Origin of the sequence: Streptomyces sp. NPDC053750 (assembly GCF_044544295.1) — a bacterium.
Lineage (GTDB): Bacteria > Actinomycetota > Actinomycetes > Streptomycetales > Streptomycetaceae > Streptomyces.
Window position 1 is genome coordinate 183,135 of sequence record NZ_JBITXB010000013.1, and the last position, 21,435, is coordinate 204,569.

The 21,435-nt window shown below is 70.6% G+C and carries 20 protein-coding genes and 5 tRNA genes; 10 read left to right on the plus strand and 15 right to left on the minus strand.

The genetic code is table 11. The annotated features are described in order from the left end of the window. Positions 1-232: 232 nt before the first annotated feature. Positions 233-826, minus strand: coding sequence for a 3-isopropylmalate dehydratase small subunit (gene leuD / locus ACIGO6_RS31040; protein ID WP_399882176.1), 594 nt, complete (start codon positions 824-826; stop codon positions 233-235). A gap of 5 nt (positions 827-831) precedes the next feature. Beyond that, positions 832-2,262 carry a 3-isopropylmalate dehydratase large subunit gene (gene leuC, locus ACIGO6_RS31045; RefSeq protein ID WP_399882178.1) on the minus strand — a complete coding sequence of 477 codons (1,431 nt, stop codon included), beginning with the start codon at positions 2,260-2,262 and terminating at the stop codon, positions 832-834. Positions 2,263-2,459: 197 nt separating this feature from the next. On the opposite strand from leuC, the gene ndgR reads away from it, so the two are divergent. Next, on the plus strand, positions 2,460-3,176 hold the full coding sequence (gene ndgR, locus ACIGO6_RS31050; protein WP_003993203.1) for an IclR family transcriptional regulator NdgR: 717 nt from the start codon (positions 2,460-2,462) through the stop codon (positions 3,174-3,176). Between the two features lie 89 nt (positions 3,177-3,265). On the opposite strand, the gene ACIGO6_RS31055 is transcribed toward ndgR, so the two are convergent. Then, positions 3,266-3,760 carry a DUF4188 domain-containing protein gene (locus tag ACIGO6_RS31055; RefSeq protein ID WP_399882209.1) on the minus strand — a complete coding sequence of 165 codons (495 nt, stop codon included), beginning with the start codon at positions 3,758-3,760 and terminating at the stop codon, positions 3,266-3,268. 71 nt (positions 3,761-3,831) lie between these two features. Between ACIGO6_RS31055 and ACIGO6_RS31060 the strand changes: the two genes are divergently transcribed. Further along, complete coding sequence (locus ACIGO6_RS31060; RefSeq protein ID WP_399882180.1) at positions 3,832-4,476, plus strand: MerR family transcriptional regulator; 645 nt, start codon at positions 3,832-3,834, stop codon at positions 4,474-4,476. A gap of 64 nt (positions 4,477-4,540) precedes the next feature. Here the strand turns inward: ACIGO6_RS31060 and ACIGO6_RS31065 are convergent. The 10 genes from ACIGO6_RS31065 to ACIGO6_RS31110 form a co-directional block, all read right to left on the minus strand. Then, positions 4,541-4,613: transfer RNA gene (locus ACIGO6_RS31065), tRNA-Glu, on the minus strand. Positions 4,614-4,657: 44 nt separating this feature from the next. Then, a tRNA-Gln gene (locus ACIGO6_RS31070) sits at positions 4,658-4,729 on the minus strand. Between the two features lie 21 nt (positions 4,730-4,750). Further along, positions 4,751-4,823: transfer RNA gene (locus tag ACIGO6_RS31075), tRNA-Glu, on the minus strand. 29 nt (positions 4,824-4,852) lie between these two features. Beyond that, positions 4,853-4,925: transfer RNA gene (locus ACIGO6_RS31080), tRNA-Glu, on the minus strand. Between the two features lie 39 nt (positions 4,926-4,964). Then, positions 4,965-5,036 (minus strand) — tRNA-Gln (locus tag ACIGO6_RS31085). 93 nt (positions 5,037-5,129) lie between these two features. Then, positions 5,130-5,864 (minus strand): HAD family hydrolase, encoded by a 735-nt coding sequence (locus ACIGO6_RS31090; protein WP_399882182.1) that lies wholly within the window; start codon positions 5,862-5,864, stop codon positions 5,130-5,132. A 66-nt stretch (positions 5,865-5,930) separates the two neighbouring features. After that, positions 5,931-6,326: a Rid family hydrolase gene (locus ACIGO6_RS31095; protein WP_399882184.1), complete on the minus strand. Its 396-nt coding sequence runs from the start codon at positions 6,324-6,326 to the stop codon at positions 5,931-5,933. 117 nt (positions 6,327-6,443) lie between these two features. Continuing rightward, on the minus strand, positions 6,444-7,928 hold the full coding sequence (gltX, locus tag ACIGO6_RS31100; RefSeq protein WP_399882186.1) for a glutamate--tRNA ligase: 1,485 nt from the start codon (positions 7,926-7,928) through the stop codon (positions 6,444-6,446). Then, positions 7,921-8,697 (minus strand): fumarylacetoacetate hydrolase family protein, encoded by a 777-nt coding sequence (locus ACIGO6_RS31105; RefSeq protein WP_019328732.1) that lies wholly within the window; start codon positions 8,695-8,697, stop codon positions 7,921-7,923. The genes gltX and ACIGO6_RS31105 overlap by 8 nt, the downstream gene beginning before the upstream one ends. A 174-nt stretch (positions 8,698-8,871) precedes the next feature. After that, the gene (locus ACIGO6_RS31110) at positions 8,872-9,060 is read right to left on the minus strand and encodes a hypothetical protein (RefSeq protein WP_399882211.1); all 189 of its coding nucleotides are present in this window, start codon (positions 9,058-9,060) and stop codon (positions 8,872-8,874) included. 601 nt (positions 9,061-9,661) lie between these two features. On the opposite strand from ACIGO6_RS31110, the gene ACIGO6_RS31115 reads away from it, so the two are divergent. The 8 genes from ACIGO6_RS31115 (at position 9,662) to ACIGO6_RS31150 (ending at position 20,409) form a co-directional block, all read left to right on the plus strand. Continuing rightward, on the plus strand, positions 9,662-13,585 hold the full coding sequence (locus tag ACIGO6_RS31115) for a nitrate- and nitrite sensing domain-containing protein (RefSeq protein WP_399882188.1): 3,924 nt from the start codon (positions 9,662-9,664) through the stop codon (positions 13,583-13,585). Positions 13,586-13,594: 9 nt separating this feature from the next. After that, positions 13,595-14,008: a roadblock/LC7 domain-containing protein gene (locus ACIGO6_RS31120; protein WP_003973453.1), complete on the plus strand. Its 414-nt coding sequence runs from the start codon at positions 13,595-13,597 to the stop codon at positions 14,006-14,008. Between the two features lie 111 nt (positions 14,009-14,119). Continuing rightward, on the plus strand, positions 14,120-14,518 hold the full coding sequence (locus ACIGO6_RS31125; RefSeq protein ID WP_003973454.1) for a DUF742 domain-containing protein: 399 nt from the start codon (positions 14,120-14,122) through the stop codon (positions 14,516-14,518). Next, positions 14,499-15,074, plus strand: a complete 576-nt coding sequence (locus tag ACIGO6_RS31130) for an ATP/GTP-binding protein (RefSeq protein WP_217141783.1) — start codon at positions 14,499-14,501, stop codon at positions 15,072-15,074. Before ACIGO6_RS31125 ends, ACIGO6_RS31130 begins: the two co-directional genes overlap by 20 nt. A 407-nt stretch (positions 15,075-15,481) precedes the next feature. Then, positions 15,482-18,760: a nitrate- and nitrite sensing domain-containing protein gene (locus tag ACIGO6_RS31135; RefSeq protein ID WP_399882191.1), complete on the plus strand. Its 3,279-nt coding sequence runs from the start codon at positions 15,482-15,484 to the stop codon at positions 18,758-18,760. 10 nt (positions 18,761-18,770) lie between these two features. Further along, entirely contained in the window at positions 18,771-19,184 is a 414-nt protein-coding gene (locus ACIGO6_RS31140) for a roadblock/LC7 domain-containing protein (protein WP_004983065.1), read from the plus strand. Positions 19,185-19,277: 93 nt separating this feature from the next. Further along, positions 19,278-19,847 (plus strand): DUF742 domain-containing protein, encoded by a 570-nt coding sequence (locus ACIGO6_RS31145; RefSeq protein ID WP_399882193.1) that lies wholly within the window; start codon positions 19,278-19,280, stop codon positions 19,845-19,847. Further along, the gene (locus tag ACIGO6_RS31150; protein WP_031224757.1) at positions 19,828-20,409 is read left to right on the plus strand and encodes an ATP/GTP-binding protein; all 582 of its coding nucleotides are present in this window, start codon (positions 19,828-19,830) and stop codon (positions 20,407-20,409) included. Before ACIGO6_RS31145 ends, ACIGO6_RS31150 begins: the two co-directional genes overlap by 20 nt. A gap of 256 nt (positions 20,410-20,665) precedes the next feature. Here ACIGO6_RS31150 and ACIGO6_RS31155 read toward each other — a convergent pair whose 3' ends face one another. Both ACIGO6_RS31155 and ACIGO6_RS31160 read right to left on the minus strand, forming a co-directional pair. Further along, entirely contained in the window at positions 20,666-20,863 is a 198-nt protein-coding gene (locus ACIGO6_RS31155; RefSeq protein ID WP_399882195.1) for an acyl-CoA carboxylase epsilon subunit, read from the minus strand. Positions 20,864-20,880: 17 nt separating this feature from the next. Then, positions 20,881-21,435 (minus strand): carboxyl transferase domain-containing protein (locus tag ACIGO6_RS31160; protein WP_399882197.1); only part of this gene is annotated, 555 nt, incomplete at its 5' end.

Here is a 21,435-nt window from a genome sequence, read left to right on the forward strand (position 1 = left end):
GGTAACTGCCGCCCCAAACGGCCTTGCGGGCACAGCCGAATACCGCGCTCCCACGACTCACGTACCCCAGCAACCACGCCTCTAACGTGGGAAGTTGACAGACCCAGCCATCACAGGCACCCGCGACCGGGCCCAGACACGGCTGTACCCCCGATCGGGCCGATCGGGGGTACAGCGGCGGTTTGGGGTGGCCGAAACTCGACCTTGTACGGACCGGCAGCGGGCCCGGGGGTCAGACCTGGAGCGTCTGCGGCTTGAACGACGGACGCTTGGCCTCGTACGCGGCGATGTCGCCCTCGTTCTGGAGGGTGATCGAGATGTCGTCCAGCCCGTTCAGCAGCCGCCAGCGGGAGTTCTCGTCCAGCTCGAAGGAGGCGGTGATGCCCTCGGCGCGCACCTCGCGGGCCTCGAGGTCGACGGTGACCTCGGCCTCGGGATCCTTCTCCGTGAGCTCCCACAGCGCGTCCACGACCTTCTGGTCGAGGACCACCGTGAGCAGGCCGTTCTTCAGCGAGTTGCCGCGGAAGATGTCGGCGAAGCGGGAGGAGATCACCGTCTTGAAGCCGTAGTTCTGCAGCGCCCAGACGGCGTGCTCACGCGAGGAGCCGGTGCCGAAGTCGGGGCCGGCCACCAGCACCGTGGCGCCCTCGCGCTCGGGCCGGTTGAGCACGAACTCCGGGTCCTTGCGCCAGGCCTCGAACAGCCCGTCCTCGAACCCGTCCCGCGTCACCTTCTTGAGCCAGTGGGCGGGGATGATCTGGTCGGTGTCGACGTTGCTGCGGCGCAGCGGGACGGCCCGGCCGGTGTGGGTGGTGAATGCTTCCATGACTCTCAGACTCCAGCGGGCGTGGGGACGTCGGCGGCGGACAGGTCGGCCGGGGAGGCCAGGTGGCCCAGGACCGCCGTCGCGGCCGCGACCTGCGGCGACACCAGGTGGGTGCGGCCGCCCTTGCCCTGCCGGCCCTCGAAGTTGCGGTTGGAGGTGGACGCGGAGCGCTCACCGGGGGCCAGCTGGTCCGGGTTCATGCCCAGACACATCGAGCAGCCCGCGTGCCGCCATTCGGCGCCGGCCTCCTTGAAGACCACGTCCAGACCCTCGGAGACGGCCTGCAGACCCACCCGTGCGGAGCCCGGGACGACCAGCATCCGTACGCCGTCGGCGACTTTGCGGTCCTTGACGATCTCGGCGGCGGCGCGCAGGTCCTCGATGCGGCCGTTGGTGCAGGAACCTACGAAGACGGTGTCCACCTTGATGGAGCGCAGCGGCTGCCCGGCCTCCAACCCCATGTACTCCAGGGCCTTTTCGGCGGCGAAGCGCTCCGAGGCGTCTTCGTACGAAGCCGGGTCGGGGACGGCTGCGGAAAGCGGCGCGCCCTGGCCCGGGTTGGTGCCCCAGGTGACGAACGGCGACAGCTCGGCGGCCTCGATGACGACCTCGGCGTCGAACTCGGCGTCGTCGTCCGTGCGCAGCGTCTTCCAGTACGCGACGGCCGCGTCCCAGTCGGCGCCCTCGGGGGCGTGCGGGCGGCCCTGGAGGTAGGCGAAGGTGGTCTCGTCGGGGGCGATCATGCCCGCGCGGGCGCCGGCCTCGATCGACATGTTGCAGATGGTCATGCGGGCCTCCATCGAGAGCTTCTCGATGGCCTCGCCCCGGTACTCCAGGATGTAGCCCTGGCCGCCGCCCGTGCCGATCTTCGCGATGATCGCCAGGATCAGGTCCTTGGCCGTGACACCGTCGGGCAGTTCGCCGTTGACGGTGATCGCCATGGTCTTCGGACGGGCCATGGGCAGCGTCTGGGTGGCCAGCACGTGCTCGACCTGGGAGGTGCCGATGCCGAACGCCAGCGCGCCGAAGGCACCGTGCGTGGAGGTGTGCGAGTCGCCGCAGACCACGGTGGTGCCGGGCTGGGTCAGGCCCAGCTGCGGCCCGACGACGTGCACGACGCCCTGCTCGACGTCGCCCAGCGGGTGCAGCCGGACGCCGAACTCCGCGCAGTTCTTGCGCAGCGTCTCCAGCTGGGCCCGGGAGACCGGGTCCGCGATGGGCTTGTCGATGTCGAGCGTCGGGGTGTTGTGGTCCTCGGTGGCGATGGTCAGGTCGAGCCGGCGCACCGGGCGGCCGCTCTTGCGGAGGCCGTCGAAGGCCTGCGGGCTGGTCACCTCGTGCAGCAGGTGCAGATCGATGAAGAGGAGGTCGGGCTCGCCCTCGGCGCGCCGGACGACGTGGTCGTCCCAGACCTTCTCCGCGAGTGTCCTACCCATCGCTTTCCCTCCGGCCGGCGACAACGCACCGACCCAACTAGAGATCTTGGGGAAGCGGCGCCCGCACCCCTGTGTTTCCAGGCAACCGCCACCAGGCCCTTTCGTCACGGGCCGCTGTGACTTCCTGCAATCAAGAGTGGCGGGTTCCACGGAAAATTGAACTTGCGTTTCACAGAGTGAGACGGGAGTATCGTTGCATGGACAACAGTAGCGGCGTCGGCGTTCTGGACAAGGCGGCCCTCGTCCTGAGCGCTCTGGAGTCCGGCCCGGCCACCCTCGCGGGGTTGGTCGGTGCGACCGGACTGGCACGACCCACGGCCCACCGCCTGGCCGTGGCGCTGGAACACCACCGCATGGTGGCGCGCGACATGCAGGGCCGTTTCATTCTCGGCCCGCGCCTGGCCGAACTGGCCGCGGCGGCCGGCGAGGACCGCCTGCTCGCCACGGCGGGCCCGGTGCTCACCCACCTCCGTGACATCACGGGCGAGAGCGCCCAGCTCTACCGCCGCCAGGGCGACATGCGCATCTGCGTGGCCGCGGCCGAGCGTCTGTCGGGCCTCAGGGACACGGTCCCGGTCGGCTCCACGCTCACGATGAAGGCCGGCTCCTCGGCGCAGATCCTGATGGCCTGGGAGGAGCCCGAGCGTCTGCACCGCGGCCTCCAGGGCGCCCGCTTCACGGCGACGGCCCTGTCCGGCGTACGGCGCCGCGGCTGGGCCCAGTCCATCGGCGAGCGCGAGCCGGGCGTCGCGTCCGTCTCCGCGCCCGTACGCGGCCCCTCCAATCGCGTGGTGGCCGCCGTGTCCGTCTCCGGCCCCATCGAGCGCCTGACGCGCCACCCGGGCCGTATGCACGCCCAGGCCGTCATCGACGCCGCCGGCCGCCTCTCCGAGGCCCTGCGCCGCACGGGCTGACACCTACCCGCGAGCACTGCCCGTCGGGAAGGGCCGGCCTCAACGCCGCGGCGGACCCTTCCCGACCGGGACTGCCGTCCCGGCGGGGCTCAGGCGGCCTTCTCGCCGCCCGACCTGTGAGCGAACCGTTCCTTCGCGTACCGCCCCCGGGCCTCCAACGGCACCTGACCGTGCGCGTCCGCCAGCCCGAACGCCGGCATGTCCCCGTAGATCGCCTCGTACGCCCCCTCCGGAACGATGTACGCCTCGTGCCAGATGCCGACATGACCGCGCACCTTGCCGTTCCGGTCCATCCGGTTCACCCGCGCCCACACGACACGGTGGAACGCGTCCGCCGCGCTCGCGTACCCGTACAGCTTCTCCTTCGACTCCCAGTACTGGACGACGTAGTACGTCCGCGGGGAAGCCGTGAGCAGCACCCGCGACAGCAGCCCCCGCCCCGGGTCCCGTTTCAGCTCCGCCAGCATCCGGAACATCGCCAGCATCACGGGCAGCCAGTGGTGCACCGCCCAGAACCTGTTGATCCGCATCCCGATCAGCAGGACGACGACGTCCCCCCGAGCATCCGCGGTCGTGAGCCGCATGGTGCGGCCGGTCTCCCGTTCCGTGTCAGCCATGCTTGGATAGTGTCGCTACCCAATGAAAGGCGCAAGACATGCGGCTGGCCGAACTGAGCAACCGCAGCGGTGTCCCCACCGCGACGATCAAGTTCTATCTGCGCGAGGGCCTGCTCCCGCCCGGCCGCCAGATCAACGCGACCACCGCGGAGTACGACGAGACGCACCTGCGCCGACTGCGGCTGGTGCGGGCGCTGGTCCAGGTCGGCAAGGTCCCGGTGGCCACCGCCCGCGAGGTGCTCCGGTACATCGACGACGACTCCCTGGGCCGTTCCGTCCGGCTGGGCGCGGCCGTGTGGGAGCTGCCGCAGGGCCCGCAGCCGGACGAGGAGGACGAGCACGTCCGGGCCGCGCACCGGGAGGTCGCCGCCCTCCTGGACCGGCTCGGCTGGGAGAACGCCAAGCAGCTGACGAGCCTCTCCCCCGCGTACCGGGCACTGGTCGTGGGGGTGGCCACGTTCCGCCGGCTCGGATACGACTGGGGGGCCGAACAGCTCGCGCCGTACGCGGAGTTGATGCACCGCACGGCCACCCTGGACGTGGACAACATGGAGCGTTACCCGTCGGAGGCGGAGCGGGTGGAGTTCGCCGTCCTGGGGGCGATCCTCAACGAGCCGGTGCTCCAGGCACTGCACCGGCTGGCGCAGGAGGAGGAGACGGCGCGGCGGTACGGCTTCGAGTGAGCGTCGGGCCGGACCGGGCGAGCACGACGAAGGCCCTCCGCCGAAGCGGAGGGCCTTCTCGATGTACCCCCGACCGGATTCGAACCGGCGCTACCGCCTTGAGAGGGCGGCGTGCTAGGCCGCTACACAACGGGGGCGTGGACTCTGCAAGCGTTGAATAGTACACCGCCGCAGGTCCGAGCTGGTCTACCTGGACTCGAACCAAGACTAACTGAACCAGAATCAGTCGTGCTGCCAATTACACCATAGACCAATGATGGTTTAGACCAGTCAGTACCCCCGACCGGATTCGAACCGGCGCTACCGCCTTGAGAGGGCGGCGTGCTAGGCCGCTACACAACGGGGGCCCTAGCGATCATCTCGTGAGAGATCACCGTACCCCCGACCGGATTCGAACCGGCGCTACTGCCTTGAGAGGGCAGCGTGCTAGGCCGCTACACAACGGGGGCTTTGCGGAAGTACTCCGCGGCGCAGATAAGCTCTGCGAGCTGGCCTACCTGGACTCGAACCAAGACTAACTGAACCAGAATCAGTCGTGCTGCCAATTACACCATAGGCCACTGGAACGCAAGCCCCGGAGGGGCCTTGTTCTAGCGTTGCGCTTCCGGTTCCCGGCCCTTTTCGGCCCGCTCCTCGGCGGCGCAGGAAGAACATTACCTGAAGGTGGACGGGGCTCCAAAACGGGTATCGGCGCCGAGGAGGGCAGGCAGTTCGGAGAGGGAGGCGATCCGGCGCGGCCCGACCGGCGGGTCGACGGTCGCGTACACGCCCCCGCGGTCGATCCACACCGACAGCAGTCCGGCGTCGGCGGCCCCGCGTCCGTCGATCTCCGGGTGGTCTCCCACGTAGGCGACCTCCCGCGGGGCGAGGCCGAGGGCGTCGCAGGCGGCCAGGAAGGCGCCGGGCTCGGGCTTGGAGACGCCCAGCTCGGCGGCGCACAGGATGGCCTCGAAACGGTCGTGCACACCGAGGACGCGCAGCTTGCGGTCCTGGACGGTCAGGCTGGAGTTGGAGAGCACGGCGTGCCGGTGGCTGGCCGCGAGGGCGTCGAGGACGGGCAGGACGTCCGGGAAGAGGGACCAGGCGGCCTCGTAGTGCGTGACGTAGCGCTGGAACCAGTCGTCGGCCTCGGTGTCCGTCAGCTCGGGGCGGCCGAGGAAGACCCGGGTGCGGTCGCGCCGCTGTGTGACGAAGTCGACTTCGCCGGCCGAGAAGCGCGCCCACTGCTGGTCGGTGATCTCCCGCCAGCGCACGAGGGCCTCCTCGGCCGATCCGTACCCGGCGAGGAGGCCTTCGGCGACCAGGTGGGCACGCATGCCCTCGCGGTCGGCGGTGGTGTAGTCGAAGAGTGTGTCGTCGACGTCCCAGACCACGGCTTTGATCGGCATGACCCCCAGCCTAGGCGGACGGGACGAGGGGTGGGAGCGGAACGCGGGCCCCGCCTCCTACTGGGCCTACTGGGCGGCCACGCCCTCGATCTCGATGAGCATCCGCGGGTCGGACAGGGCCCGGACCTCGGCCGGCAGACTGGCCGGGCGGCAGTTCGTGTCGGCCAGTTCGCCCAGCACGGCGTCGTAGTTGGCCGTCACCGCCTCGATGTCGACGGTGAAGATCCTGATCTGGACGAGGTCGCTCAGGGCGAACCCGGCCTTGTCCAGGGTCTCGCCCAGGCGCCGGAAGGTCATCCGGATCTGGCCTCGGACGTCTCCCACGGCGGCGATGCCGCCCTCGTCGTCGCGGGCCTCGTGACCGGCGAGCACGAGCCGGCGCTGCGGCTGTTCGACGACGACGGCCCGGTTGTAGGCCAACCGGTCTCCGAGGAAGCGTGGGTCGATGTCCTCGCGGCGCATGCGCCCCAGTCTGCCGGGGCGGTCGTGGCGACGCCGGTTGTCGTGACCCGGGCGGGGGACGCGGGTACGGCAAGGGGCGGCAGCCTGCGCGGCTGCCGCCCCTCACGCGCGCGTGCGTTACGCCGACAGCCTCGCCAGCGCCGCGTCGATGCGGGCCAGCGCCTTCTCCTTGCCCAGGACCTCCAGGGACTCGAAGAGGGGCAGGCCGACCGTGCGGCCGGTGACGGCGACGCGGACGGGGGCCTGGGCCTTGCCGAGCTTGAGGCCGTGGGCCTCGCCGGCGGCCAGGACGGCCTCCTTCAGGGACTCGGGGGAGGTCCAGTCGGCCGCGTCCAGCTTCTCGCGGGCGGTGCGGAGCAGGGCGTCGGAGCCCTCCTTCATGGCCTTGGTCCAGCTGGCCTCGTCGAAGACCGGCTCCGGCAGGAACAGGAAGTCGACGTTGTCCGTGATCTCGGAGAGGACCTTCAGGCGGGTCTGCGCGTGCGGCGCGATCGCCTGCCACTTGGCCTCGTCGAAGTCCTCGGGCGCCCAGGGGGCGGCGGGGGCCTTCAGCCACGGGCGGCAGCGCTCGGTGAAGTCCTTCCCCTCGAGCAGGCGGATGTGGTCGGCGTTGATCGCCTCGCACTTCTTCAGGTCGAAGCGGGCCGGGTTGGGCTGGACGTCGGCGACGTCGAAGGCCGCGACCATCTCCTCGATGGTGAAGATGTCCTGGTCGGCGGAGAGCGACCAGCCGAGCAGGGAGAGGTAGTTGAGCAGGCCCTCGGGGAGGAAGCCGCGCTCGCGGTAGAGGTTCAGGCTCGACTGCGGGTCGCGCTTGGAGAGCTTCTTGTTGCCCTCGCCCATGACGTACGGCAGGTGGCCGAAGGCGGGGATCTCCTTGGCGACGCCCAGCTCGATCAGCGCCTTGTAGAGGGCGATCTGGCGCGGGGTGGAGGAGAGCAGGTCCTCGCCGCGCAGGACGTGGGTGATCTCCATCAGGGCGTCGTCGACCGGGTTGACGAGCGTGTAGAGCGGGGCGCCGTTGGCGCGGACGATGCCGTAGTCCGGGACGTTCTCCGGGGTGAAGGTCAGCTCGCCGCGGACCAGGTCCGTGAAGGTGATCGTCTCGTCGGGCATCCGGAAGCGGACGATGGGCTCGCGGCCCTGGGCCTTGTACTCCTCGACCTGGGCGTCGCTCAGGTCGCGGCAGTGACCGTCGTAGCCGGAGGGCTTGCCGGCGGCGCGGGCGGCCTCGCGGCGCGCGTCCAGCTCCTCCTGGGAGCAGTAGCAGCGGTAGGCGTGGCCGGCGTCGAGGAGCTTCTGGGCGACGTCCTTGTAGATGTCCATGCGCTGCGACTGGCGGTACGGCGCGTGCGGGCCGCCGACCTCGGGGCCCTCGTCCCAGTCGAAGCCCAGCCAGCGCATCGAGTCCAGGAGCTGCTGGTACGACTCCTCCGAGTCGCGGGCCGCGTCGGTGTCCTCGATGCGGAAGACCAGCGTGCCCTGGTGGTGCCGGGCGAACGCCCAGTTGAACAGGGCGGTGCGGACCAGGCCCACGTGGGGGTTACCGGTGGGCGAGGGACAGAAACGGACGCGTACGGGGGAGCCGGGTGCGCTAGCCACGCTTGACAACCTTGTTGGTGAGAGTGCCGATGCCTTCGATGGTGACGGCGACCTCGTCGCCGACGTTGAGGGGGCCGACCCCAGCCGGGGTGCCCGTGAGGATCACGTCGCCGGGGAGCAGCGTCATGGCCTCGGAGATGTTGACGATCAGGTCCTCGATCGAGTGGATCATCTCGCTGGTGCGGCCGAGCTGGCGCTGGCCGCCGTTGACCGTGAGCTGGATGGTGAGGTCGGCCGGGTCCAGGTCGGTCTCGACCCAGGGGCCCAGCGGGCAGGAGGAGTCGAAGCCCTTGGCCCTGGCCCACTGCTTCTCGCGGCGCTGCACGTCGCGGGCGGTGACGTCGTTGGCGCAGGTGTAGCCGAAGATGACGTCCTTGACGCGCTCGCGCGGGACCTCGCGGCACATGCGGCCGATGACGACGGCGAGCTCGGCCTCGTGGTGCAGTTCCTCGGAGAACGAGGGGTACTGGATGGCGTCGCCCGGGCCGATGACCGAGGTGGACGGCTTGAAGAAGGCGAACGGGGCGTCGGGCACCTCGTTGCCGAGTTCGCGGGCGTGCTCGGCGTAGTTGCGGCCGAAGGCGACGACCTTGTTGGGGAGGACGGGCGGCAGCAGCCGCACCTTGCTCAGGGGCACCTTGGTGCCGGAGAGCTCGAAGTCCGCGAACGGGATGCCCTTGATGATGTCGAGGACGAGCTGGTCCGGCTGGTCGCCCTCGACCGCGCCGAAGGCGACGTTCCCGTCGATGGAGAACCTGGCGATGCGCACGGGTTGCTTGGCCCCTTGACTGAGCTGGCTGGAGTCTGACGCTCCAGGCTAACGCGGCATGCGTCGGGCGCCTCGCGCATGAGGGCCTGTGGCCCCGAAGGGGCGTCGGATTCGTCGCGCGGGCGCCCGGGGGCCCGTACGGCCACCCTGAACGTCGGGGGGCCGGGTGCCGTACTACTCTGCGGCCGAGGCTCCGACCGGGATCTCCATGAGGACGGTGCGCCGGGGGTTGGCGGTCTGGGCGGGGAGCTCGACGGCGTGCTCCGGCTGCTCCGGCGTCTGCAGGTCGTCGGCGCCGTCGAGGTGGGCCAGCGTCGTGCGGCGCGGGTTGGCGATCTTGTGGAACATCATCGTCGTCTTCACGGTTGTACGAGACCCTGTCGTGTCCGGGCGCCGGGAGGCTGCGGGAGCCCCTGCGGGGGCGCGGGTTGTCGGTTTTGCCTTCTCTGTAAAGCGTCAGGCTAAACATGCGATTCCCCGCCAACCCGAGCGGGGCCCATGATCAGCGTGTGAGTTTGCTCACTTATCAAGGACCAAACCGGTCAATTCCGGCTCGCGCGACAGCCCGACGAAACCGACATTGCCCCCCTGAAGCCATCATTCCGCTCCTGATCATGTCGACTGGGACACCCTCGGCACCTCGTCGACTCGCGGACATTCGTCCGTTTTGAGGGTGATCATTTTCTACATCCGGTGACTCGTCCCTCACGTGCTGTCACGCGCGGCGCGGCCTCACCCTCGGGCCTTGTTGGAGATCCGGCACTGTGCTGGAATTCCACGGACCGCTGCGGGATCGAGCCGGTGCACAGGGGGCGCACACCAGCGCCGAGCGGCGGCGAGAAGGGGGAACCAGCGCCGGTCACTCACGACCACCACAGGGGCGAATTCAGGGCGCCCCTATGACGCCGACACCGTGCCCGGCCGTTCACGCGGCGGGGCGCCTGGTCCAGAGGTTGCGACGCTAGTGCAGGGACGTTTCAAGAGGGATGGCAGCGCTTCGGCGGAGCCGGAGCCGCAGCACGGCGGGACTGGCCCCAAGGCCGTCAGCTCCTCGCCCCAGCACGCCCAGAACCCGGGCCAGGCCCAGTCCGGCGACGGCTCGGAGCACACGGGACGTCCCGGCCAGGCGGCGGCCCCGGCCTCGCCCGCTCCCGGTGAGAAGCCGGCCGCCAAGCCGGCCAAGGCCCCGACCGGCCCCGGCCCGCGAATAGCCCTGCGCAACTGGCGGATCTCCACCCGTCTGGTCTCGCTGCTCGCGCTTCCGGTGGTCGCGGCCACCTCGCTCGGCGCGATGCGCATCAGCCAGTCGATGGACGACATCCAGCAGCTCGACAACATGAAGCTGCTGACCGAGATGACCAAGCAGGCCACCGAGCTGGCCGCCGCGCTCCAGGAGGAGCGCGACCAGTCCGCCGGTCCCCTGGCGCACGGCTCGACGGCCAGCGCGATCTCCGTCAAGGGCGACCGGGAGAAGACCGACCGGGCCCTGAAGAACTTCCTCGACAGCTCCGAGGAGATCGACGCCGCGAGCAAGGACGGCAACCTCGTCGGCGTCCGTGACAGCCTCGTCGGCCTCGCGAGCGACCTGAACGACCTGAACAAGATCCGCAGCACGGCGTACGAGTCCAAGGACAACTCGACGCAGACGGTCGAGGCGTACCACCGGCTGATCACCCACCTGCTCGACCTCTCGCAGGACATGGCGGAGGCGACCAGCAACCCGGACATGATCCAGCGCACGCGTGCCCTGTCGGCCTTCTCCTCGGCCAAGGAGTACGCGTCCATCCAGCGAGCGGTCCTCGCGGCGGCGCTGCCCGCCAACAACACCAGCAAGGGCAACCTCGCGGAGAACGACCGGCTCTACGCGCAGTCCGCGCTGCAGAGCCAGACGTCCGAGATCCGCAGCTTCACCAGCATCTACGGCGACGGCGCCGAGGACCTCCTCAAGCCGATCTCCGAGGGCAACCCGGTCATCGAGTCCTCCGACCAGTACGCCGGCCGCGCCCTCAGCCGGGTCGACGGCCTGCAGGACCTGAAGACCCGGTCGTACCAGGACTGGCTGGACGACAGCTCCACCAAGATCCAGCAGATGAAGAACATCGAGCTCAAGCTGCTGGAGGACATGGAGCAGCAGGCCCGTGAGCTGCGCAGCGAGTCCGAGCGCGAAGCGATCATCTCCGGTGTGCTCATCCTGCTCGTGCTCGGTGTCTCGCTGGTCGGCGCCTTCGTCGTGGCCCGGTCCATGATCCGCTCGCTGCGCCGCCTGGAGGACACCGCGACCAAGGTCGCCCAGGACCGTCTGCCCGAGCTGGTCAAGCAGCTGTCCGAGACCGACCCGCAGGACGTCGACACCTCGGTGGAGTCGGTCGGTGTGCACTCCCGGGACGAGATCGGCCGAGTGGCCGCGGCCTTCGACGACGTGCACCGCGAGGCGGTCCGCCTCGCCGCCGAGCAGGCCCTGCTCCGGGGCAACGTCAACGCGATGTTCACCAACCTCTCGCGCCGTTCCCAGGGTCTCATCCAGCGTCAGCTGTCGCTCATCTCCGAGCTGGAGTCCCGCGAGGCCGACCCGGACCAGCTGTCCTCGCTGTTCAAGCTCGACCACCTCGCGACCCGCATGCGTCGTAACGGTGAGAACCTCCTCGTCCTCGCGGGTGAGGAGCCCGGCCGCCGCTGGACCCGTCCGGTCCCGCTGGTCGACGTGCTCCGTGCCGCCGCGTCCGAGGTGGAGCAGTACGAGCGCATCGAGCTGGCCTCCGTGCCGGCCACCGAGGTCGCCGGCCGCGTGGTCAACGACCTCGTGCACCTGCTCGCCGAGCTGCTGGAGAACGCGACCTCGTTCTCCTCACCGCAGACCAAGGTCAAGGTCACCGGTCACGCGCTGCCCGACGGCCGGGTGCTGATCGAGATCCACGACACCGGCATCGGCCTCTCCCCCGAGGACCTCGCCGCGATCAACGAGCGGCTCGCCTCGCCGCCCACCGTGGACGTCTCCGTCTCCCGCCGCATGGGTCTGTTCGTGGTCGGCCGCCTCTCGCAGCGCCACGGCATCCGCATCCAGCTGCGTCCGTCCGACTCCGGTGGTACGACCGCGCTGGTCATGCTGCCCGTCGACGTCGCCCAGGGCGGCCGCAAGCCGCAGCCCAAGCCCGGTCAGCAGGGTGCGGGCCCCGGCGGTCCGGCCGCGGCGCAGGCCGCTGCGGGCGTCGCGGCGGCCCGGCGCGGTGGCGGCCAGGGCGGCGGCGCCCTCGGCGGGGGCGGTGCCTTCGGCGGTGGTGCCTTCGGTGGCGGCGGCGGTGCCCTCGGCGCCGGCGCGACGGGCGGCGGCCGGCTCGCTGCCGGTCAGGGTCCGCGGGCCGCACTGCCCGGGCGTGACGCGGGCGGTCGCCCGGGTGCGCCGGGCGGCGCGCGCGGGCCCCAGTCCCCGGCGGGTCCCGGCCAGCAGAACCGTCCGGCTCCGGCCGGCGCGGGAGCGGGCGCCGGTGCCGGTGCCGGTCAGGCCCCCGGTGCCCCGCAGGGCCTGCAGGCCGCGGGCATGAACGCGCCGCAGGGTCAGGACATGTTCGGTGGCGGACGCGGCCCCTCCGCCGGGGGGCCGGCGCGGCCCGCGGGACCCTCGTCCCCGCAGCGCGGCAAGCGCAGGGACAACGCGAACGGCGAGTCCGGGCAGGGCCGTCGTCCGCAGCTGCCGCCGCGCGGCGGTCCGCGGGCCGAGCTGCCCGGCGGCAACCCGCAGCCGCGCGTGCCCAGCTGGAGCGACGAGAACGCCCAGCCGCCCGTGCCGCGTGCCTCGCTGGACACCCCGCGCGGCCACGAGGAGCCGGACAGCTCCCGCACGGACCGCACGCCGCGCCACGACGACCGGCAGGGCCCGGGCTCGACGGCCGAGATGCCGGCGGTTCCCCGCCTCGACGAGGCCCAGGGCCCCGGCGCCACCGCCGAGTTCGCCCGCCCGGACTTCGACGCGCCGGCGCCTCGCCGGGACGACCCGCAGACCACCGGCCAGTACGCCCCGCCGGTCCAGGACCAGTACGGCCAGGACCAGTACGCCCAGGACCAGTACGGCCAGGGCGGCGTGAACGCCTCGCGCAACGACCAGTTCGCGCGGCCCGAGCCGGCCGCTCCGCAGCACGGCGACGGTGCCTTCGTCCGCTCGGACGTCTTCGGCGGGCAGCCCGGTCAGGCGGGTCCGAACGACCCGGCGTCGACCGGCCAGTTCTCGGGCGCCCAGGGCTACGACAACGGCTCGACGGGGCAGCACCGGCTGCCGGAGCGTCAGAACCCGGCCACCACCGGCCAGTTCGAGCGTCCGCAGATGGGCGGCACGCACGGCGGGAACGACTTCGCCGCGCCGCAGCAGCGTCCCGCCGCCCCGCAGCCCGAGATCGGGACCGCCGCGCAGCGGCCGAACGACGGATGGGCGCTGCCCCCGGCCTCCGGCCCCGGTGACGGACGGACGCCGCTGTACGACACGCTGGAGACCAACTGGTTCCACGGCGACCGCGAGGCGAGGGCGCAGGACAGCGCCCCGGCCGCGACCCCGGAGCCGCAGGCCCAGCCCCAGACCCCGGCGGCCCCCCAGCGGCCCGCCACCTCCGCCTGGCGCAGCTCGCCGAACGACGATCTCGTCCGGCAGGCGGAGCGCGTCCGGCAGCCGGCCGCGGGCGGGGTCACCACCTCCGGCCTGCCGCGCCGGGTGCCCCGGGCCAACCTCGTCCCGGGCACGGCTCAGCAGCAGTCGCACCAGAACGGTCCGCAGGTATCGCGTGCGCCCGACGACGTGCGTGGCCGGCTGACCAATCTCCGTCGGGGAATCGCACAGGGCCGTCAGGCCGGTACCAACCAGACCGGCAGCTATCCGCGGCCCACTCACCAGCAGGAGCGTTAGTTGAGCCCGATGAGCCAGGCGGCACAGAACCTCAACTGGTTGATCACGAATTTCGTGGACAACACCCCGGGGGTGTCCCACACCGTCGTCGTGTCCGCCGACGGACTCCTCCTGGCGATGTCGGAGGGCTTCCCGCGCGACCGCGCGGACCAGCTCGCCGCCGTCGCCTCGGGGCTCACCTCGCTGACCGCCGGGGCATCCCGGATCTTCGAGGGTGGCAACGTGGCCCAGACGGTCGTGGAGATGGAACGCGGGTTCCTCTTCCTCATGTCCGTCTCGGACGGCTCGTCCCTGGCCGTCCTCGCCCACCCGGAGTGCGACATCGGCCTCGTCGGCTACGAGATGGCGCTCCTGGTCGACCGCGCGGGCGCGGTGCTCACGCCCGATCTGCGCGCCGAACTACAGGGAAGTCTGCTCCACTGAACGGCCCCGGCACCACCCGTGTTACCAAATCACCGTCCGGCCGCCACAATCCCCCCACCGGCCTCGTCAGACGGCACGACTGACCAACCTGCTGTCCCGCCCGGAGGATTCATGACCCCGCCCACCGCCTCTCATGATCCGTACGCGGAGCCGTACGAGGACGAGGGCGACCAGCCGCTGGTACGTCCGTACGCGATGACCGGCGGCCGGACGCGGCCGCGCTATCAGCTCGCCATCGAGGCGCTGATCAGTACGACGGCCGACCCGGCAGCGCTCATGGGGCTGCTCCCGGAGCACCAGCGCATCTGCCATCTGTGCCGCGAGGTGAAGTCGGTGGCCGAGGTGTCGGCCCTGCTGGCGATGCCGCTCGGTGTGGCCCGGATCCTGGTCGCGGACCTCGCGGAGGCAGGGCTCGTCGCCATTCACCAGCCGGGCGGCGACGAGAACAACGGCGGTGCACCGGACGTGACACTGCTCGAAAGGGTGCTCAGTGGACTTCGCAAGCTCTGACGGGGGTCGGGCGACCACCTCCGCGAAGATCGTGGTGGCCGGTGGCTTCGGCGTCGGCAAGACCACGTTCGTGGGCGCCGTCTCCGAGATCAACCCCCTGCGCACGGAGGCCGTGATGACCTCCGCCAGCGCCGGGATCGACGACCTCACACACGCCGGGGACAAGACGACCACCACGGTCGCCATGGACTTCGGACGTATCACGCTCGACCAGGACCTGATCCTGTACCTGTTCGGTACGCCCGGCCAGGACCGTTTCTGGTTCATGTGGGACGACCTGGTGCGCGGCGCCATCGGCGCGGTCGTGCTGTGCGACACCCGCCGGCTGGCCGACTGCTTCCCGGCGGTGGACTACTTCGAGAACAGCGGTCTGCCGTTCGTCGTGGCACTCAACGGCTTCGACGGTCAGCAGCCCTACTCGCCCGACGAGGTGCGGGAGGCCCTGCAGATCGGGCCCGACACCCCGATCATCACGACCGACGCCCGGCACCGCGCCGACGCCAAGAGTGCGCTGATCACGCTGGTCGAGCACGCGCTGATGGCACGGCTGAGGTAACACCCATATCGGTCACATCCCAGTCGGCAGGGGCCGTACGGCAGTTGTCGTAGACGGAGCGGAGTCGGCTGTGTCCTTTGACACGGTCGGCTCCGCTGTTCATAACGTTTCGGCAGAGGAATCGGGTGGTACCGCCACGCGTCGCGCACATACGGTCTCGCTGTGCTCACGAACGACCCGCATTTTGACGTCCCTCGCTCTTTATGACCGTTTTATCTGGGGCCTACATCACGCGTAACCCTCGCGTTCCACTGTTTGGAAGAGCGCAGGTCGCCGTGCTGGAATGCCGGAACTGCCCAACGGTCAAAGACGTACTCAGCAGTAGTACGTACTCGTTGACGGACGGACTGGGCTCTGAGACACAGCGGCACGACGTAGGTGCCGACCGCCGAGAGGTTGTTGGTCGAGTGAGGCGAAGCAAGAACAGTCCCGAGCCATCGGCCCGGGGCAACTTCACCCCGCCGCAGCGCACAGCGGCGCCCGCCCCCGTGCCCGATGTGGAACCCCCGGCCGCGCCCGCCCCGAGCGGTGGCCGTTTCTCCCCGCGCAACTGGCGGGTGACCACGCGACTGAACGCGATCCTGCTCATACCCGTGCTGGTCGGCCTCGTCATGGGCGGCTTCCAGGTGAAGGGTTCCATCGACACCTGGTCGGACGCCGAGGACGCCGAGAACACCGCGCGCCTGGTGCAGGCCTCCCTCAGCTACGCCAACGCCCTCTACAACGAGCGCGACGTCACCGCCGCCCCGCTGCTCCAGGGCAAGGGCGAGAAGGACTCCGCCGTCGTCAAGGCCCGCCAGGCCACCGACGACGCGGCCGACACCTTCGACGCGGCCGCGCAGAACATGCCGGACAAGGCGGGCCTGGAGCGCCGGCTGAAGGTGTTCCGCGAGCAGGAGCCCAAGCTTCAGACGCTGCGCGTCGCCGCCTACACCTCCAAGCTCAAGGGCGTGGAGACCGAGGAGGGCTACACCGGCGTCGCCCACCCCCTGATGGAGTTCGCCAACGAGCTCGGTCTGGGCACCGGCAACATCACCTCCTACGGCCGTACCGTCTACGCGATCTCCCTGACCAAGGCGGCGCTCTCCCTGGAGCGCTCCATCGGCATGCACATGCTGGTCAAGCCGGGTCCGGAGCCGAGCCACCTCGCCAGCCAGCGCGTCGCGCTCTCGTCGTACGCCTACCTCGAGCGCATCGCCATCGAGGAGTACATCGGCGGCGGCACCGAGGCGGACGCGCAGAAGCTCGAGGACGCCGAGAAGCAGGTGAAGGAGGACGGGGCGGCCATGGCCAAGGAGGCCAAGGCCACGGACCCGGACTACGTGCCGCCGCCGGCCAACCCGACCACGATGATCTCGGAGCTGGCGCAGCTGGACTCCACGGACACCAGCGCCCGGGCCGAGCTCGCCGAGCAGGGCATCACGCCGGAGAACTGGTGGGCGGTCAACACCCTCAAGTTCGACGCGTACCAGAAGATCGAGTCGGACCTGGCCGACAAGGCGGTGACCGAGGCGTCGACGATCGCGGACGACGCCGAGCGGGACGCCTACATCACGGGCGCCGCGGTCGTCATCGCACTGCTCGCCGCGTTCATCCTGGCCGGCATGGTGGCCCGCCAGATGAGCCGCTCCATGCGCCAGCTGCGCACCGCCGCCTTCGGCATCGCCGAGCAGCGTCTGCCGATGCTGGTCGACCAGCTCTCCCGCACCGACCCCGGCCGGGTCGACACCCGGGTCGCGCCGATCCCGATCACCTCGACCGACGAGATCGGCGAAGTCGCCCGCGCCTTCGACCAGGTCCACCGCGAGGCGGTCCGGCTCGCCTCCGAGCAGGCCCTGCTGCGGGGCAACATCAACGCGATCTTCACCAACCTGTCGCGCCGCAACCAGTCGCTGATCGAGGGCCAGCTGACCCTGATCACCGACCTGGAGAACAACGAGGCCGACCCGGACCAGCTGGAGAACCTCTTCCGGCTCGACCACCTCGCCACCCGTATGCGCCGCAACGGCGAGAACCTCCTGGTCCTCGCCGGCGAGGAGCCCGGCCGCCGCTGGGACCAGCCGGTCCCGCTGGTCGACGTGCTGCGCGCCGCCTCCTCCGAGGTGGAGCAGTACGAGCGCATCGAGCTGTCCGGCGTGCCGGAGGCCGAGATCCACGGCCGCGCCGTGACCGACCTCGTGCACCTGCTCGCCGAGCTCCTGGAGAACGCCACCACGTTCTCCTCACCGCAGACCAAGGTCCGCGTCACCGCGACCCGGCTGCCCGACGGCCGCGTGATGGTCGAGATCCACGACAAGGGCATCGGCCTGACCGCCGAGGACTTCGCGGACATCAACCACAAGCTGGCCAACCCGCCGACCGTGGACGCCGCGATCTCGCAGCGCATGGGCCTGTTCGTGGTCGGCCGGCTGTCCGACCGGCACGGCATCCGCGTCCAGCTGCGCCCCTCCGGCGAGCAGGCGGGCACCACCTCGCTGGTCATGCTCCCGGACGCCATCACCCACGGTGGCGGCGGCGAGCAGCAGCAGCGCGACGAGTTCACCGTCTCGCAGATCATCCCGGAGCAGAACTTCCGGGGCGAGAACTTCGGCCAGGTCGGCCAGCCGATGCGCACCGCCGCCGAACTGGGCTTCGACGACAGCCAGTACACCGAGGTCCCCGACGACATCCGCGAGCTCGACCCGGTCGGCCGCTCGCTGATGCGTGAGGAGCGCCGCGCGGCCCTCGAGGCCCAGGCACAGCCCGAGCTGTCCGGTCCGGCGGACGACGGCGGCGCCCAGAACGCCGAGGCGCCCGGGTACCAGGACCAGTTCACCGGGCAGCAGCCGGTCTACGACCAGGGCCAGGGCGGCTACCAGGAGCAGCAGACCGGCGCCTACGACCAGCCGTCTGCGTACGCCGGTCAGCAGCAGCCCGGGTACCAGGAGCCGCAGCAGCCGTCCTACGACGAGCAGTACTACGCACCGAACGGCAACCACCCGCAGGGCGACGGCTACGCGTCCAACGGCGGTTTCCCGGACGCCTCCTACGCGGGCCCGGGCCAGAACGGGCACGAACCGGCGGGTGCCGGCCGCCAGGAGGCCTACTCGGCGTTCGAGCAGCGGCGCTTCCAGGACGACTGGCCCCAGCAGGACGGCTACCAGAACGGTTATCCGGACCAGTACCCCGCGGGTGCCCCGGAGGCGGAAGCCGCGCAGGCCGCTGACGTGAACGAGGCGGACCGCGTAGGCTTCGACCGTCCGGGTCCGGCCCCCTCCGCCGGCCACGCGCTGACCGACGCCGGCCTTCCGCGCCGCGGCTCCACCGAGAGCGGCGCGGGCGACGCGCGGCGCGTGGAGCAGGAGAAGCCGGCTGCCGCACCGACGGCGGGCGGCGACGGCGACTGGCGGTCGGCCAACGACGACCGCTGGCAGCAGGCCTCACAGCTGCGCCGGCCCAAGGCGGGCGGGGTCACCTCCTCGGGCCTGCCGCGGCGGGTCCCCAAGGCCAACCTGGTCGAGGGCGCCGCCGAAACCACTCCCCAGGGAGGCCCGCAGGTCTCCCGCGCCCCGGAGGACGTCCGGGGCAGGCTGAGCAACCTGCGGCGCGGCGTCGAACGAGGCCGCAGCGCAGGCAGTGAATCGAACGGCCAGGACGCAGGGAATGAACACCGTGGTCCTGACAGCACCTACAACCAGGAGCGTTAGTGTGAGCCCGATGAGCCAGGCGGCACAGAACCTGAACTGGTTGATCACCAACTTCGTGGACAACACCCCGGGGGTGTCCCACACGGTGGTGGTCTCCGCCGACGGACTCCTTCTGGCGATGTCCGAAGGGTTTCCGCGCGACCGCGCCGACCAGCTCGCGGCCGTCGCCTCCGGTCTGACCTCGCTGACCGCCGGTGCCTCGCGCATCTTCGAGGGCGGCAGCGTGAACCAGACAGTTGTGGAGATGGAGCGGGGATTCCTCTTCATCATGTCCATCTCCGACGGTTCCTCCCTCGCGGTTCTCGCACACCCGGAGGCGGACATCGGTCTCATTGGGTACGAGATGGCCCTTCTGGTGGACCGTGCGGGCACGGTCCTGACACCCGATCTGCGTGCCGAGCTCCAAGGGAGCCTTCTCAACTAAAGGACAGACGGTGCGTTTTGGCGTCCTGTGGCCGTAAAGTTTCGGGACGCGGCTCCACAGGATGGATGCCAGGCACAGTCGGAGGAGGAAAAAGTGGCAACACCCCCAGGCGGTCCGTCATCGGGCAACTGGTCGTACGGCCCTGGCCAGGGCCAGAACGACAGCTCGGCAAACGGATACGGCTACCCCTCCGCACCGAGCCACCGGCAGCCGTACGCACCGCAGGGCCCCGGCCCTGCGCCGTACGCGCCGCAGGCTCCGCGCATCCAGCCCGTGCAGCCGCAGCGCCGCACCCCTGAGCCGGCGCCCGCCGGGGCGTCGAACAACCCCCTGGTGCGTCCGTACGCCATGACGGGCGGCCGCACCAGGCCGCGGTACCAGCTCGCCATCGAGGCACTGGTGCACACCACCGCGCAGCCGCACCAGATGCAGGGCCAGCTGCCCGAGCATCAGCGGATCTGCAACCTCTGCCGGGAGATCAAGTCGGTGGCCGAGGTGTCGGCCCTCCTGACGATCCCTCTCGGCGTGGCCAGGATCCTCGTCGCCGACTTGGCGGAGGCGGGCCTGGTCGCCATCCATCAGCCCGGCGGCGACGAGAACGCCGGCGGCCAGCCAGACGTGACACTGCTCGAAAGGGTGCTCAGTGGACTTCGCAAGCTCTAGCGGAGGGCCTTCCCGCTCCACCACGTCCGCGAAGATCGTGGTGGCGGGCGGTTTCGGCGTGGGCAAGACCACGTTCGTCGGCGCCGTCTCGGAGATCAACCCGCTGCGCACCGAGGCCGTGATGACATCCGCGTCCGCGGGCATCGACGACCTCACCCACACGGGGGACAAGACGACCACCACGGTCGCCATGGACTTCGGCCGTATCACCCTCGACCAGGACCTGATCCTGTACCTCTTCGGTACGCCCGGCCAGGACCGTTTCTGGTTCATGTGGGACGACCTGGTGCGCGGCGCCATCGGCGCGGTCGTCCTGGTCGACACGAGGAGGCTCGCCGACTGCTTCCCCGCCGTCGACTACTTCGAGAACTCCGGCCTGCCGTTCGTCATCGCGCTGAACGGCTTCGACGGCAACCAGCCGTACAACCCGGACGAGGTCCGGGAGGCGCTGCAGATCGGCCCGGACACGCCGATCATCACGACCGACGCGCGGCATCGGGCCGATGCGAAGTCGACGCTCATCACTCTCGTGGAGCACGCGCTGATGGCGCGGTTGCGCTAGCCGCGCAGCCTGCGGGTACCCGTGCCGCCTGGGGCGGCCGGGTGGGCGCAGGCGGCACCCCGTCAGCGCCGGGCAGCGCGACGCCCCCTGCGGCCACTGGGCTGCGGGGGGCTGTTTCGTTGCCGGGTGCGGGTTGTCGGTGGCTGGTCGCGCAGTTCCCCGCGCCCCTGGGTGGGTTGCCCAGCCCGGCGTCGAGCAGAAGTCCCATATACGTAGAGGCCCCTCCAGAGCGGAGGGGCCTCTACGTGTGCTCAGGTCAGCGCCAGCTGTGCGGGGCGCGGAAACCCGGCTCGCGCTCCAGGCGGCGCCAGCGCGCGCGGACGCGGCCGCCGCCGTGGGCCGGGGCGATCTCGGCGGGGCGGGCCGCGGCGCGGGCCAGGAGGAGGGCCGTGATCGCGGCGACCTCCTCGGGCTCGGCGTGGCCCTTCTCGACGCGGATGTCGGCAGGGGACATGATCGTGGCTCCTCGGGTCACTGCGGCGGGTTGCCGTGCTTGCGGGAGGGCAGGTCGGCGTGCTTGGTCTGGAGCATCGCCAGGGACTGGATGAGCACCTCACGGGTCTCGGCGGGGTCGATGACGTCGTCGACCAGGCCGCGCTCGGCCGCGTAGTAGGGGTGCATCAGCTCGGCCTTGTATTCCTTGACCATCTTCTGCCGCATGGCCTCGGGGTCCTCGGCCTCGGCGATCTGACGGCGGAAGATGACGTTGGCCGCGCCCTCGGCGCCCATCACGGCGATCTCGTTGGTCGGCCAGGCGTAGGTGAGATCGGCGCCGATGGACTGGCTGTCCATGACGATGTAAGCACCTCCGTACGCCTTGCGCAGGATGAGCGAGATGCGGGGCACGGTGGCGTTGCAGTAGGCGTACAGCAATTTCGCGCCGTGGCGGATGATGCCGCCGTGCTCCTGGTCGACGCCCGGCAGGAAGCCGGGTACGTCCAGAAGGGTGAGGATGGGGATGTTGAAGGCGTCGCACATCTGCACGAAGCGCGCGGCCTTTTCACTCGCCTCGATGTCCAGGACGCC

Bases quoted from the DNA above. Each gene is read 5' to 3' on its own strand.
- ACIGO6_RS31125 (WP_003973454.1), top strand. From the start codon at position 14,120: ATGACCCCGCCCACCGCCTCTCATGATCCGTACGCGGAGCCGTACGAG.
- ACIGO6_RS31090 (WP_399882182.1), bottom strand. From the start codon at position 5,864: ATGCCGATCAAAGCCGTGGTCTGGGACGTCGACGACACACTCTTCGAC.
- ACIGO6_RS31120 (WP_003973453.1), top strand. From the start codon at position 13,595: ATGAGCCAGGCGGCACAGAACCTCAACTGGTTGATCACGAATTTCGTG.
- ACIGO6_RS31095 (WP_399882184.1), bottom strand. From the start codon at position 6,326: ATGCGCCGCGAGGACATCGACCCACGCTTCCTCGGAGACCGGTTGGCC.
- leuC (WP_399882178.1), bottom strand. From the start codon at position 2,262: ATGGGTAGGACACTCGCGGAGAAGGTCTGGGACGACCACGTCGTCCGG.
- ACIGO6_RS31060 (WP_399882180.1), top strand. From the start codon at position 3,832: ATGCGGCTGGCCGAACTGAGCAACCGCAGCGGTGTCCCCACCGCGACG.
- leuD (WP_399882176.1), bottom strand. From the start codon at position 826: ATGGAAGCATTCACCACCCACACCGGCCGGGCCGTCCCGCTGCGCCGC.
- ndgR (WP_003993203.1), top strand. From the start codon at position 2,460: ATGGACAACAGTAGCGGCGTCGGCGTTCTGGACAAGGCGGCCCTCGTC.
- ACIGO6_RS31055 (WP_399882209.1), bottom strand. From the start codon at position 3,760: ATGCGGCTCACGACCGCGGATGCTCGGGGGGACGTCGTCGTCCTGCTG.
- ACIGO6_RS31140 (WP_004983065.1), top strand. From the start codon at position 18,771: ATGAGCCAGGCGGCACAGAACCTGAACTGGTTGATCACCAACTTCGTG.
- ACIGO6_RS31155 (WP_399882195.1), bottom strand. From the start codon at position 20,863: ATGTCCCCTGCCGACATCCGCGTCGAGAAGGGCCACGCCGAGCCCGAG.